Genomic DNA, 11,891 nt, shown 5'->3' on the forward strand with positions numbered 1-11,891 from the left:
TCTAAAAGGTAATTTTTAATAAATATGATGATCGAAAGAAAGGATGATCAGAAATGGAAACAGCAACAGTGACAGCAGGGTTTCAAATATTACCGGATGGAAGAGATATGAATACAGATGGGATGATTCCAGAAGTACTTGAGGTCGTGAAAGATTCTGGTCTGAAATATCATATTGGTCCAATGGAAACAGTCATCGAAGGGAACTTGCATGAAGTGTTTGAATTGATTCAAACAGCACAACAAGTTGGGATTAACACAGGCGCGTCTGAGTGTATTACCAACATTAAGGTTCATTACAAACCGAATGGCGGTGTCACAATAGGAGATAAATTATCTTAACCAGGTGCCTGGCACGCCCCGCTTACACGAAAACACTGAGATCCATTATGGGATCTTAGTGTTTTTTATTACTCAACTTTCGCACACTGAAATAGGCAGGTAAACCTTGATGTAGCTTGGTAAGCCTGCAATCCAGTGTTGTAGTTCATGGAGGGTTCCTGACCCTCAGTGCAGTGATGTGTTAATGTGCTGGGGGTCAGGAGTCTTTTTTGAGATGAATCTACTATCTAGTATAATATGAATATTCCACAAGCTAGTATAAGTATTGCAATTTAGCTCATCCTGATCCTGAAAAACGCAGGCAGGCTGTTAATTATGTTAAGAGTGTGACTAATATGTCGGCGGAAGTAGGTGCACCAGTAATGATCGTTGCACCAACAGCTAATGGGAAAATTCGACAAGTGCCTGGCACTACATTAAGATGCAGTAAGGATAACTGTTACATATTGTTTAACTAAGGCCATGGACTTCCATGGTCTATTTTTTTCCTTTTTTAATGTTGTAACAAAATTGTAATCTATATAACGTTTCAAGTTAAAAACCTTTCAAAAATAGGATAAGTATCAACATTTCAAATATTTCAAAGTAAGAAAATCATGAGTTTGTAAAAGAAAGTCTCGTTTAAATTTCATGGATTAATGGTATATAACGACTAAACAAAATAAAAAGTCGTTCAAGAAGAAGGTCTTGCACATAGAGAATTTGATCGTTATCCGCAATTTCGTTTCTAACATGATTGTTTTGAATGAAAAAGAATCAAAGAGATGAGGCGATAAATATGACAGTCAAAGAGAAAGAAGAAACTAAGCAAAAGGAAGCAAACAAAGACGACAGCAACTACTCTATGAACTTAGCGATCATCGGTGGAGTTGTAGGAGCAGGCATCGGCTTACTATCTAGTCCTGGAACGAGCAAGAAAGTCTTGAAAAGTATAAGTGAATCAGAGATTTTGAGAGTTGCTAGTAAAGAATTAAAAAGAACCGCACATGAGGTCATTACTGAGCAAGCGGTTAATAGCATTAAACAAACAGCTTCTAGTTACATGAGTAAATCTGAGGGAGGCTTACTGTCACTGAAAAAGAAAAACGATGATAACGATAAGGAAATTAACTCGAGTGATGAAGATCATTCCTCCCAGTATGACGAGATTAAGGAAGATAATAAGAACCTAAATGAACGCCTTGAAAAAATCGAAAACATGCTGAATGATCTAGTGGATTCAAAGAAATAAGAAGTCTACTTTCGATAATCGAGGGGGAATTGGATGGACAAGCCAATGAAAAAGGCAATGGTCAAAGCTGCCAAAAAGGTAGTAGAACATACTCCTGAGCCCGTAAAGGAACAAGTAAAAGAAACTGTAGTAGACAAAGCAAAAGAAAAATTTGTTAAGAATGTCCAAGAAAAAGCTGATGAAGCGGCTGAGAAACTAGAGAATGCCAAAGACGAAAACGCTGATAAAGTCTATAACAAGGCAGAACAAGCGAAAGAAAAGACTCAAGATGTGTTGCTTTCTGTTCGAGACAAGATTGGCAAAGTGGTAGAGGCGGGAGAGGAATTTCAAAATAAAGTCTCCTCATCCAATAAAGATGATGATGGCCGGAAAGTTAAGGGTGTCAGAAACATTAAAGGCATAGGCCATATTAAAAGTGCTACTACTATTAAAAGCTCACAGAATATAAAATCATCAAATGACATTAAGACGATTAGTTCTTAAATGGAACAGTGAAAGGAGAATGTTAGATGTCAATTCAAAAAAGTGCCGATAGTTCAAGTTTAGCAGAGGTCATTGACCGAATTTTAGATAAAGGAATTGTGATTGACGCATTTGTAAGAGTTTCGGTAGTTGGAATTGAAATTTTAACTGTTGAAGCAAGAGTTGTAATTGCAAGTGTCGATACATGGTTACGTTATGCAGAGGCTGTTGGCCTACTTCGAGATGAGGTTGAAGAAAACGGACTTTTATCCGGGCAAAATGAACGAAATGCTGGCTTTAGCATTTAGACGTTGACTAGGATGTGGTCAGGGTAACATCTACTAACCTTGGCCTCCCGTCCTATATTTAGCAGGAGGTCACTATGGAAATAAAAAAAATCATGGGAAATGTTGCTGGCTTCTTTCATGAACATGTAGCACCTGTTCACAAAATTACTTCAGTTGAAGAAAGTGACAACAATGGTTGGAAGCTCACTGTTGAAGTGATTGAAGAAAAGGAATACATGAAAAAGTATGCAAAAGATGAAATGTTAGGTGTGTATGACGTTTATCTTAATCAAGAAAAGGAAGTTACCTCTTTTAAAAGGCGTGATATTCGTTATAGAAGCGCAATTGGTCAAGAAGTGTAGGTCGTGGTGAGTAGGAGGGAAAAGAGTGACGGTCTTAAAGGAAAAGAGTAAGAAGGATACGAGATCAAGCATACAAGACTCACAAACAAAAGATTTACTATCTCGCTCATTACAATACGTACAAGCAGGCTACCCTATTCATTTTACAGGTCCATCAGGAGCAGGGAAAACCTCTCTAGCACTCGCTCTAGCTAAAAAAAGAAAAAAACCCGTCATGCTCATACACGGAAACCATGAATTAAACAACAAAGATTTAATTGGCGACTTTACTGGATACAAAAGTAAAAAGGTTGTCGACAACTATATTCGTTCCGTTTATAAAAAAGATGAAAGTGTTACAGAGACGTGGAGGGACGGGCGTTTGTTAGAGGCGGTCAAAAATGGGTACACGCTCGTTTACGATGAGTTTACAAGATCGCAGCCAACGACGAATAACATTTTTTTATCTATTTTAGAAGAGGGAATCCTGCCTTTATATGGTTCGAAATTGACGGAACCGTTTGTCCGTGTACACCCTGATTTTTCGGTCATATTTACGAGCAATCCTGATGAATATGCAGGTGTCTATTCCGCACAAGATGCCTTGCTAGATCGGTTGATTACGATCTTTGTTGATTATAAAGACATTGCTCGAGAGACAACGATTGTGTCAGAAAAAGTAGACATTGAAAAGAGTGAAGCACAAGCTATTACGACTCTAGTATCTACCTTACGACAAGAATGCATGGAGGATAGTGGTCCGAGCTTACGAGCTTCATTGATGATTGCAAAAGTAGCGACAGAAGAAGATATCGCAATAGATGGAAATGATCCAGACTTTCAACGTCTATGTCTCGACATATTAGGACATCAAATAAGCCGATGTATCGAATCAAATCAACCAGTGAAATCAGCCGAAGAATTGATTATAAAAGCTTGCGAGAAGATGAAGGTTACTGAGGAATAAAGGAGAGTCGCACAATGAGCCAAGAAGAGAATAGCGGTATTTATATATTTTGTGGAATTCAAACAGAAATTGATGATGGGTTTGGCGATATTGAGATAGAAGGGAAGAAAAGGGAACTCTTTCCGATCCGTTACAAAGATGCAGCGTTTGTCGCCGCCGAGGTTCCAATGAAAATCTATCACCCTAATAAAGACAACTTACTGATGCATCAACATGTCGTTTCTCTTGTGATGAAGCAAAATGACACTGTCATTCCTGTTAGTTTTGGCAATGTGTTTCAGTCAAAAGAGGATGTCGGTGTATTACTAGAAAATTTATATCCACAATTTGAAAAGCTGTTTCCAGAAATAAAAGGAAAAATTGAAGTTGGATTGAAAGTGATTGGAAAAAATGAGTGGCTGGAATCACAAGTTAGTGAGAATGCACAGATTGAGAAGATGGCAGAAGCTCTTCGAGGGAAATCGGAAGCAGCTAGCTATTATGAGCGGATTCAATTAGGTGGAGCTGCACAAAAATTCTTTGCCTCTTTGCAAAAAGAGGTGAAAGAGGAAGTGTTTAACCCGTTAAAAGGATCAGCTGAATCGTCAAAAGTGAATGATCCAATAGGAGAAAAAATGCTATTAAACGCCTCTTTCTTAATTGACCGAGACAAAGAAGATGAGTTTGATCAAAAGGTGAATGAAGCGCATGACCAATGGAAGGATAAGGTCGAATTTAGTTATAGCGGCCCATGGCCAGCTTATAACTTTATCAATATTAGATTAACAGTTGAGAATGCCTAATGTTGCATAAAGTAGTATCTGCACCGATTAACCTCGTACTAAAAATCGGGGAAAAGGTGAAAGAAGAAGCGGACAAAGAATTATATGACCTTCCAACCATTCAACAAAAGCTGATTCAACTGCAAATGATGTATGAGCTAGGTGAAATTCCGGAAGAAGCTTATATAGAGAAGGAAGAAGAATTACTGATGAGATATGAAGCAGCCAAACGGTTCGAAATTGAACAATGGGAGCAGATGGCAAAGAAGAAAAGAGGGTGAGAAGATGGGCGATCTAATCTATCTATATGGCTTAATTCCAACAAATGAAGCGACGAATCAATCGCTTCCAACGTTTAAAGGGTTCGATGGTTCAGGCGGCATTTACACTATTCCTATAGAAAAAAGCACCGCGATTGTTTGCAAGCTGGATTCTGAAAAGTACTCAGAAGAACGGATCAAAGATAAGGTGAGTAATGACATGGAATGGCTTCAGGAAAAAGCCTTTCACCACCATGAAACAGTCAAGAAACTAGCAAGGAAGTTCACGATTATCCCACTCAAATTTTGTACGTTATATAAGAACCAAGACAGTTTAAGAAAAGCTGTTCACGCGAAAGAACCAAAAATAGAAAGTGCCTTTTCCTTATTAGCTGGAAATGAGGAATGGAATGTGAAAATGTATTGTGATGATCATGTAGTTAAAGAACAAATCAAAAAGAATAATCCAGCAATCGAAGCAAAGAGAGCCGAAATCAGTCAATTACCTAAGGGTAGACAATTTTTCGAAAAGAAAAAGCTAGACAAGCTGATTGAATCTGAACTTGAAGAAGAAATAAATCGTATTAGTGAGAACGTTCATCTTCACCTGAAAGAATTTGTTATTCAAGGAAATGTAAAAAGAAATTGGAGTAAAAACGTGACAGGAAAAAAGGAAAATATGACATGGAATGGTGTATACCTTATTTCTGAAACGGCTGTGGAGTCTTTTTTGGAACAAGTCCAACAATATGAAATACAAATGCAAGAAATGGGATGGAAGTTTGAGGTATCTGGCCCGTGGCCCGCTTACCATTTTTCTAGCTATTCATAAGTGAGGAAGACGATATATGTCTCTAAGGGAATCAATTGAAAACAAGGATGTCGCGTTAATTGATATTTTAGATGTCATCCTGGATAAAGGTGTTGCAATAAAGGCGGACTTAGTGATTTCCATTGCAGGAGTGGACCTTGTGTATTTAGATCTCCGCGTATTAATTGCTTCGGTAGAATCTCTTGTTCAAGCGCAGCATGGAAATGACCAAGCGGTATCATCAGTAAATTTTGATCAACAAAGGGAGGAGTTACTTGATGCAACCGGCCAATTCAGCAAATGGGAGAATTAACTTAGATCCAGAAAAAGCAGAGCATGGACTAGCACAACTTGTGTTAACTGTCATTGAGCTGTTAAGGCAAATTGTTGAAAAGCATGCGATTAGACGTGTAGAAGGCGGGACTTTGACAGAAGATCAAATTGACCGTTTAGGTGAGGCTTTACTGAATCTAGAAGAAAAAATGGATGAGTTAAAAGAAGTGTTCGGTCTTGAAGCCGAAGACTTGAACATAGATCTTGGTCCTTTAGGAAGCTTGCTTTAATTGAAACGCCAAGGAGGATCTCACGATGGTCGAACATTCGATGCAGTCAAGTACGATTGTAGACGTGTTAGAGAAAATATTAGATAAAGGGGTGGTGATTGCAGGTGATATCACGGTGGGAATTGCGGATGTCGAACTGTTAACTATTAAGATCCGTCTTATCGTTGCTTCTGTTGATAAAGCAAAAGAAATTGGCATGGATTGGTGGGAAACAGATCCGTACTTAAGTTCGAAAGCTGCAAATAACACAACGAAAACTCTTGAAGAAGAGAATAAAAGGCTGCTTGAGAGACTTGAATCTCTGGAGAGAAAGTGAGAGTCAAACTCTAAAGTGGACTTTAACTAATACTAGGAGGTTTTTACAATGGCAGAAACAAAACATGTAGAAAATCAAACAGAAGAAAAAGATATGAATAATGAAAGAAGTTCAAATAGTAGCCCGATGAAACGTTCCATAACAGGAGGTTTGATTGGGGCAGCAGTTGGCTATATAGCTACTCCTGAAAATGGAAAAAAGCTTATGGAGAAAATCGATCGTGATAAATTAAAAAGCAAAGGATCGGAATTAGGTCAAGCGGCGAAAGAAAAGTCTAAGAAAGCTGCAGGTTCAATTAAAAATTCTGCGCTAGATTTATTTCATAAAGAAGATGATGATTCAAATGAACAAGAAGGCCATTCTGAAAATGAAACAAGTTTACAATCAAGTACCGAAAAGGATTCAACGAATAATGACCAAGAGTCCTTAAAGGAAGAAAATGAAAATCTAAACAATCGTATAGATCGATTGGAAGAGATGCTGACAGAACTAACTAAAAATAGCGAAGAGGGCGAAGAAAAAGATTCTGAGGAAGAAGACGATTTAGAAGATGAGAAAGAAGAAAGTGAAGAGGACGAAGATCAAGACGAGAATAAGAAAAATAGTACGAGAAAAAAGGGCACTCAAGGTAGAAAGACATCTAAATCGAAACAGTCGAATAAGGACGATGACAAAAGTAATGATACAACCCTCTCAAGTGATGACGACACATCTTCTTAATTGATTGAGAAAGGAGAAGTGAACATGATAAATGAGCCAGGTACAATAAAAGACAATATCCTTGAATTTTTTGTGCAAGCAGCAAATAAGCGTGATTTTTCATTAGATATTACGTTAAACGTAAATGGTGCGATTATTACAGGGACAATGGTATCTGCTAAGGAATACTTTGACACACTAAGTGAAACCTTTGAAGATGGTAGCGAGACTGCGCAAAAGGTAAGTGAACAACTTGTTGCGGCAGGAGAGGCATTCGAAACGAATGATGACATGGAAGCCCATTACATCCATTTGAAAAACACGAAAGTATATTGTGGTGACAGTAAACCAACTCCTTCAAGAGGGAAAATTCTTTGGAGAGGGAAGTTACGTGAAATTGACGGTTTCTTTTTAGGAAAGATTTCAGATAGTAGTGCTAACTAACCATAGGTTATGTGATAAAGATCGGTATGGGGATTCGTCACTGCACATACTGTGCATTCGTGCATTCAAACAAGCAATAAAGCAATAAAGCAAAGGGGAATTTTATGCATTCCACATCGACACTTGAGCCAGATGCCTTTAAGGCTGAACATTTGCTGCTTTTGCCGAAGTATGTCCTGCAGCGGCACGGTCTGTTCCCAACTATGCAGTGCTAGTCTGTGACGGGCAGTTTGCTAATGTAGGGCTGGCATCAGAGCTGTAACTCCGGCTACCATTATGAAGAACAAATAAAATCTCGGGTAAGAACGATATGCAAATTAACAATTTGAAAAAAGAATCGACTCATAATAGATAGGGCACCTGACCACTGATGGTTAGGTGTTTTTTAGATGAGAAATCAGGAGGAGTATGGTTGTTGGCCAACCCCAGCGAATTTGTTAGCGGACAGGAGTAGTTTTTTTGAAATCAAAATGAACGTTCAACCAAAACATGTATTTCAAATATATATTTTAACTGTGACATTATCTTACGTACTTCCTTACAGCGTTCTTTATGCTTGGTATGATGAATGTAACAAAAAGAGATCAACTTTCAGGAGGTAATTTAAATGACAAACACAAAACTGAAAAACCCAGGAATTCTTACTCTTATGGCTTTGACACTAATGGTATTTTTCCAATAATGATCTTACGTGAAACAGAAATAGGAGAGTTGGTCTAAACGACCGACTCTCCTATTTCTTGTTCTTGATGGGAAGTGGGAATTTTTCTTACTAACGGAAAGGGTCAAATAAGGAAAGGGGAAATGAACCATTCCATCTCTTGCCATGTCCGTTGCGCGAGCATCTACAATATGCGTGTTATGTTCCCAAACGATCGCTTTTGCCGTTGGGCCATGAAAATTACCGATATGGTAAAGCACTTCAACCACATGACGATCGCGAACGTTCCAAGATTCGCTATCATTTGTGATCATCGTATGAACTGAGCTTGAAATAATTCTTTAATATAGTGGTGGCTGATAATGGTTGTGATGGGGTTGGCAATGAGGGAAAGAGTTAATATCTTGTATCATCCTATAATCATAATGTTTGAGGGCAAACTGTGATTGATACAAATATTCCATGATGTAAATTTGATTGCCATCTGCACTACATAATACACCCGAAGTTCCTTGGCCATCGGTGAACGAAACTCCTACGGGCTGCCCAAATAAGTGTCCAATTTTTTGTTGCCAACTCATACAAACCTCTCCTTTTTGAATACTTTATGTAGGAGGGGGGGGGTAGGTGCATGTACCTATTTGTTACCCTGACATAAATTGATGGAGCCTTCCATGCTGTATCAAAATGGAACTGAAGGACTAAATTTTTTCTTCTCCAATTCATATTCCAGAAGAACTTCGTGGCGGGAGGTTCATATATTATTTGCTTTTCGGAATGTTATCTGATAAGCTTAAGAAGAATTATTTTTGTTCGGTCTTTAAGGAAGGAATAAGTGTTTAAACTTTTCGCCTTTGATATCTAATTGAGCAACGATAGTAATAAATTGTGGTTTATATCCACATAGGAGGAAACAAACATGCAAGAAGGTACAGTAAAATGGTTTAACGCAGAAAAAGGATTCGGTTTCATCGAAATTGAAGGAGGAGAAGATGTATTCGTACATTTCTCAGCTATCCAAGGCGAAGGATTTAAATCTTTAGATGAAGGCCAAAAAGTTACGTTTGACACTGAACAAGGTCAACGTGGACTTCAAGCTACGAACGTAAACAAAGCGTAATGATTAAAGGACTCTATAGCAGAGTCCTTTTTTGTGTGCTGAAAAATCAATTTCAAAAAATCCGACTACTTATAATGCTTGCCCCGACAAAACTGAAAGTATAAAGCCCAAAGGCTATATTCTTGAATTCGGGTTGAACTTTTTATTGAAAGCGCTTGACAATTTTTCAAATCAATTATATTATCACTTTAGAAAACGTTTACGTTACTTAAACTTAACTAGGTGAAAACATGAATCCAACAATTAAAGACGTAGCAAAAAAAGCAAATGTATCGATCGCAACTGTATCACGTATTTTAAATGAGCAAAAGGGATATTCAGCGAAAACAAAGGAACGTGTTTTAGAAGCGATTAAGGAACTTGGCTACCAACCAAATGCTGTTGCAAGAGGTTTAATCAACAAGCGAACACAAACAATTGGAATATTGTTTCCAGATGTTTCAAGTATGTTTTCATCAAATATTTTAAAAGGTATTGAAGAGGTTGCTCATAACCGGGGACATAGCATCGTTGTTTGTCACACTGGTGAATCTGGCAATCGAATGATGAAATATTTACAGCTATTAAATGAAAAGCGTGTGGATGGTATTATTTTTACAAGTGCAGTGATAACGGAGGAGTATTATAAAACGCTTAAGGAAATGAAGATTCCAGTCGTGTTAGTTGCAACCCAATCGTATCGTTTTCCACTTCCTTATGTGAAAGTGGATGATAAACATGCGGCTTATAGTGCTGTGAGCTATCTTATCGAAAAAGGTCATCGTGAAATTGGGATGATTAGTGGGGATATGGCTGATGAGATTGCTGGTCGTCCCAGAGTTGAAGGGTATAAACAGGCACTAGAAGATCATGGAATTTCATTTGATGAAAAGAAGATTGTCAGTACACCTGGATTTAGTTTTGAAAATGGTAGTGGGATGCTCCCAAAACTTTTAAAACAGAAAAAAGATATAACAGCTGTTTTTGCAGCTAGTGATGAATTAGCTGTTAGTGCCATGTCTGATGCGTTTGAAATGGGTATTCATGTACCTGAGGAGTTATCCATAATTGGATATGATAACTTAAAAATTGCTGAAATGGCTATTCCGCCTCTTACCACATTAGCACAGCCGTTGTACGAGATGGGGAAACTCAGTGCAGAATTACTTTTAGACATGCTGGTGACAGGTAACACTGTTGAAAGTCGAATTATCCCGCATCATATTATCGAACGTAAAACAGTGAAGAAGGTTAATTGAATTTTTTTTTAGTGATATACGTAAACGTTTTCTCCTTTCTGTTGTGAATTATTATAAATCCAACATAAACATAAATAAAAATATGTTTATGCTTTCTTATAGCAATTCACGTAAACGTTTACTCTTTTGTGTATCAAATAGCTTTAATCTAAAAAAGTTATTGTAGTTAAGTATTAAAAGGAGGTGAAGAAAACAAGGTAAAGTGAAAGTTGTTGTGATAAAAAACTTTATGTTAGGAAAAATGACTAACTTATATAGGGGGAAAATGAAATGAAGAAATTATTAGGTGTAGTTATGTCTGGTGTGATAGCTGTCAGTTTATTAGCTGGTTGTGGTGGGAACGGTGGCGCTGATGATGGCACAGTGACATTAGAGTTCTTTCAATTTAAATCAGAAGCAGTCGGCACGTACGATCAATTAATCGCTAAGTTTGAAGAGGAACATCCAAACATCAAAATTGAACAAAATAATGTTCCAGAGTCAGATACCGTCCTCTTATCTCGTTTATCGCAAAATCAAATTCCTGAAATTGTGGCAATGAATGGAAATAGTGTATACGGTGAAATGGCACGTGGAGGAGCTTTTGTTGATTTTACTGACGATGAAAGCACCGACAATATCATTCCAGCCTATATTGATATGATCAATCAACTGGCAGATAACGGAGAGACGAACGGACTTCCACATTCTGCAAACGCAAACACCGTATTATATAACAAAACAAAATTTGAAGAGCTAGGATTAGAAATTCCAACAACATGGGATGAGCTTATCGAGGTAGCGGAAGTGATTGAAGCGGCAGGAGAAACGCCATTCTACTCTGCTTATGGGGAAGCGTGGACGGCATTGCCACCATTTAATGCACTAGCATCTAATCTTCATGGTGACGACTTCTTTGAAAAGCGCCACGCAGAAGAAATAACATTTGCTGATCGTTATCAAGAAGCGTCAGAGAAAATGTTAACTCTGCTGGAGTATACAGATAACGATGTATTTGGAACAAATTATAATCAAGCTAACTCAGCGTTTGCTAATGGTGAATCTGTTATGTACATGCAAGGTGTTTGGGCGATTAGTCAAGTTGAAACAGCAAATCCGGACATTGAAATCGGAGCCTTTGCCTTACCGGCATCAAACAACGCGGATGAAAACCGTTTAGTCTCTGGTGTTGATACGCTACTTTCTATTTCATCAAAATCTGAGCATCCTGAAGAAGCGAAGACATTTGTCAACTTCTTGCTAGAAGAAGAAAACGTTCAATTCTACATTGATGAGCAAAAACTATTTTCAGCTGTAGAAAATGTCTTCCAAGAAGACCCAACAGTTGCGGATTTGCAAGTACACTTTGAAGAAGGTACGATTACAAGTTTTGCTGATCACTACTACTAT

Annotated in this window: 18 protein-coding genes and 1 pseudogene; 17 read left to right on the forward strand and 2 right to left on the reverse strand. The window is 37.9% G+C overall.

What is annotated here, in order from left to right; genetic code table 11:
- Positions 1-53: 53 nt before the first annotated feature.
- From SAZ04_RS19225 to gvpU, 14 genes are all read left to right on the forward strand, one after another.
- Positions 54-341 carry a thiamine-binding protein gene (locus SAZ04_RS19225; RefSeq protein WP_332698336.1) on the forward strand — a complete coding sequence of 96 codons (288 nt, stop codon included), beginning with the start codon at positions 54-56 and terminating at the stop codon, positions 339-341.
- A gap of 778 nt (positions 342-1,119) precedes the next feature.
- Positions 1,120-1,572 carry a GvpT/GvpP family gas vesicle accessory protein gene (gene gvpT / locus SAZ04_RS19230; RefSeq protein ID WP_332698339.1) on the forward strand — a complete coding sequence of 151 codons (453 nt, stop codon included), beginning with the start codon at positions 1,120-1,122 and terminating at the stop codon, positions 1,570-1,572.
- 33 nt (positions 1,573-1,605) lie between these two features.
- Positions 1,606-2,055, forward strand: coding sequence for a gas vesicle protein GvpQ (gene gvpQ / locus SAZ04_RS19235; RefSeq protein ID WP_332698342.1), 450 nt, complete (start codon positions 1,606-1,608; stop codon positions 2,053-2,055).
- Between the two features lie 26 nt (positions 2,056-2,081).
- Complete coding sequence (gene gvpJ, locus SAZ04_RS19240) at positions 2,082-2,342, forward strand: gas vesicle protein GvpJ (RefSeq protein WP_332698345.1); 261 nt, start codon at positions 2,082-2,084, stop codon at positions 2,340-2,342.
- 74 nt (positions 2,343-2,416) lie between these two features.
- Complete coding sequence (gene gvpO / locus SAZ04_RS19245; protein ID WP_332698348.1) at positions 2,417-2,683, forward strand: gas vesicle protein GvpO; 267 nt, start codon at positions 2,417-2,419, stop codon at positions 2,681-2,683.
- A 25-nt stretch (positions 2,684-2,708) separates the two neighbouring features.
- Complete coding sequence (gvpN, locus tag SAZ04_RS19250) at positions 2,709-3,629, forward strand: gas vesicle protein GvpN (RefSeq protein WP_332698351.1); 921 nt, start codon at positions 2,709-2,711, stop codon at positions 3,627-3,629.
- 14 nt (positions 3,630-3,643) lie between these two features.
- Entirely contained in the window at positions 3,644-4,411 is a 768-nt protein-coding gene (locus SAZ04_RS19255; protein WP_332698354.1) for a GvpL/GvpF family gas vesicle protein, read from the forward strand.
- A complete protein-coding gene (locus tag SAZ04_RS19260) occupies positions 4,411-4,671 on the forward strand; it encodes a gas vesicle protein GvpG (protein WP_332698357.1) in 261 nt (86 codons plus the stop codon). Before SAZ04_RS19255 ends, SAZ04_RS19260 begins: the two co-directional genes overlap by 1 nt.
- Before the next feature lie 4 nt (positions 4,672-4,675).
- Positions 4,676-5,482: a GvpL/GvpF family gas vesicle protein gene (locus tag SAZ04_RS19265; RefSeq protein WP_332698360.1), complete on the forward strand. Its 807-nt coding sequence runs from the start codon at positions 4,676-4,678 to the stop codon at positions 5,480-5,482.
- A gap of 16 nt (positions 5,483-5,498) precedes the next feature.
- Entirely contained in the window at positions 5,499-5,774 is a 276-nt protein-coding gene (locus SAZ04_RS19270) for a gas vesicle protein (RefSeq protein WP_332698363.1), read from the forward strand.
- Positions 5,740-6,024, forward strand: a complete 285-nt coding sequence (locus SAZ04_RS19275) for a gas vesicle protein K (RefSeq protein ID WP_332698366.1) — start codon at positions 5,740-5,742, stop codon at positions 6,022-6,024. The genes SAZ04_RS19270 and SAZ04_RS19275 overlap by 35 nt, the downstream gene beginning before the upstream one ends.
- A gap of 25 nt (positions 6,025-6,049) precedes the next feature.
- A complete protein-coding gene (locus SAZ04_RS19280; protein ID WP_332698369.1) occupies positions 6,050-6,340 on the forward strand; it encodes a gas vesicle protein in 291 nt (96 codons plus the stop codon).
- Positions 6,341-6,388: 48 nt separating this feature from the next.
- Positions 6,389-7,060, forward strand: coding sequence for a YtxH domain-containing protein (locus SAZ04_RS19285; protein WP_332698372.1), 672 nt, complete (start codon positions 6,389-6,391; stop codon positions 7,058-7,060).
- Positions 7,061-7,084: 24 nt separating this feature from the next.
- A complete protein-coding gene (gene gvpU, locus SAZ04_RS19290; RefSeq protein WP_332698375.1) occupies positions 7,085-7,483 on the forward strand; it encodes a gas vesicle accessory protein GvpU in 399 nt (132 codons plus the stop codon).
- Positions 7,484-8,287: 804 nt separating this feature from the next.
- On the opposite strand, the pseudogene SAZ04_RS19295 reads toward gvpU, so the two are convergent.
- Together SAZ04_RS19295 and SAZ04_RS19300 are read right to left on the reverse strand one after the other, a co-directional pair.
- Positions 8,288-8,464, reverse strand: a pseudogene (locus SAZ04_RS19295) (erythromycin esterase family protein); the annotation flags it as partial.
- Positions 8,465-8,485: 21 nt separating this feature from the next.
- Positions 8,486-8,725, reverse strand: a complete 240-nt coding sequence (locus tag SAZ04_RS19300; protein WP_332698378.1) for a hypothetical protein — start codon at positions 8,723-8,725, stop codon at positions 8,486-8,488.
- 338 nt (positions 8,726-9,063) lie between these two features.
- Here SAZ04_RS19300 and SAZ04_RS19305 point away from each other — a divergent pair, with 338 nt between their 5' ends.
- From SAZ04_RS19305 to SAZ04_RS19315, 3 genes are all read left to right on the forward strand, one after another.
- On the forward strand, positions 9,064-9,264 hold the full coding sequence (locus SAZ04_RS19305; protein ID WP_060671790.1) for a cold-shock protein: 201 nt from the start codon (positions 9,064-9,066) through the stop codon (positions 9,262-9,264).
- 230 nt (positions 9,265-9,494) lie between these two features.
- Positions 9,495-10,502, forward strand: coding sequence for a LacI family DNA-binding transcriptional regulator (locus SAZ04_RS19310; RefSeq protein ID WP_332698381.1), 1,008 nt, complete (start codon positions 9,495-9,497; stop codon positions 10,500-10,502).
- A 270-nt stretch (positions 10,503-10,772) separates the two neighbouring features.
- Positions 10,773-11,891 (forward strand): ABC transporter substrate-binding protein (locus SAZ04_RS19315; protein ID WP_332698384.1); only part of this gene is annotated, 1,119 nt, incomplete at its 3' end.

Origin of the sequence: Halalkalibacter lacteus (genome assembly GCF_036663595.1) — a bacterium.
Classification (GTDB): Bacteria; Bacillota; Bacilli; order Bacillales; family Bacillaceae_D; genus Halalkalibacter; species Halalkalibacter lacteus.

Bases quoted from the DNA above. Each gene is read 5' to 3' on its own strand.
- gvpT (WP_332698339.1), top strand. From the start codon at position 1,120: ATGACAGTCAAAGAGAAAGAAGAAACTAAGCAAAAGGAAGCAAACAAA.
- SAZ04_RS19225 (WP_332698336.1), top strand. From the start codon at position 54: ATGGAAACAGCAACAGTGACAGCAGGGTTTCAAATATTACCGGATGGA.
- SAZ04_RS19270 (WP_332698363.1), top strand. From the start codon at position 5,499: ATGTCTCTAAGGGAATCAATTGAAAACAAGGATGTCGCGTTAATTGAT.
- SAZ04_RS19265 (WP_332698360.1), top strand. From the start codon at position 4,676: ATGGGCGATCTAATCTATCTATATGGCTTAATTCCAACAAATGAAGCG.
- SAZ04_RS19260 (WP_332698357.1), top strand. From the start codon at position 4,411: ATGTTGCATAAAGTAGTATCTGCACCGATTAACCTCGTACTAAAAATC.
- SAZ04_RS19285 (WP_332698372.1), top strand. From the start codon at position 6,389: ATGGCAGAAACAAAACATGTAGAAAATCAAACAGAAGAAAAAGATATG.
- gvpO (WP_332698348.1), top strand. From the start codon at position 2,417: ATGGAAATAAAAAAAATCATGGGAAATGTTGCTGGCTTCTTTCATGAA.
- SAZ04_RS19310 (WP_332698381.1), top strand. From the start codon at position 9,495: ATGAATCCAACAATTAAAGACGTAGCAAAAAAAGCAAATGTATCGATC.
- SAZ04_RS19255 (WP_332698354.1), top strand. From the start codon at position 3,644: ATGAGCCAAGAAGAGAATAGCGGTATTTATATATTTTGTGGAATTCAA.
- SAZ04_RS19275 (WP_332698366.1), top strand. From the start codon at position 5,740: ATGCAACCGGCCAATTCAGCAAATGGGAGAATTAACTTAGATCCAGAA.
- SAZ04_RS19280 (WP_332698369.1), top strand. From the start codon at position 6,050: ATGGTCGAACATTCGATGCAGTCAAGTACGATTGTAGACGTGTTAGAG.
- SAZ04_RS19305 (WP_060671790.1), top strand. From the start codon at position 9,064: ATGCAAGAAGGTACAGTAAAATGGTTTAACGCAGAAAAAGGATTCGGT.
- gvpJ (WP_332698345.1), top strand. From the start codon at position 2,082: ATGTCAATTCAAAAAAGTGCCGATAGTTCAAGTTTAGCAGAGGTCATT.
- gvpQ (WP_332698342.1), top strand. From the start codon at position 1,606: ATGGACAAGCCAATGAAAAAGGCAATGGTCAAAGCTGCCAAAAAGGTA.
- SAZ04_RS19300 (WP_332698378.1), bottom strand. From the start codon at position 8,725: ATGAGTTGGCAACAAAAAATTGGACACTTATTTGGGCAGCCCGTAGGA.
- gvpU (WP_332698375.1), top strand. From the start codon at position 7,085: ATGATAAATGAGCCAGGTACAATAAAAGACAATATCCTTGAATTTTTT.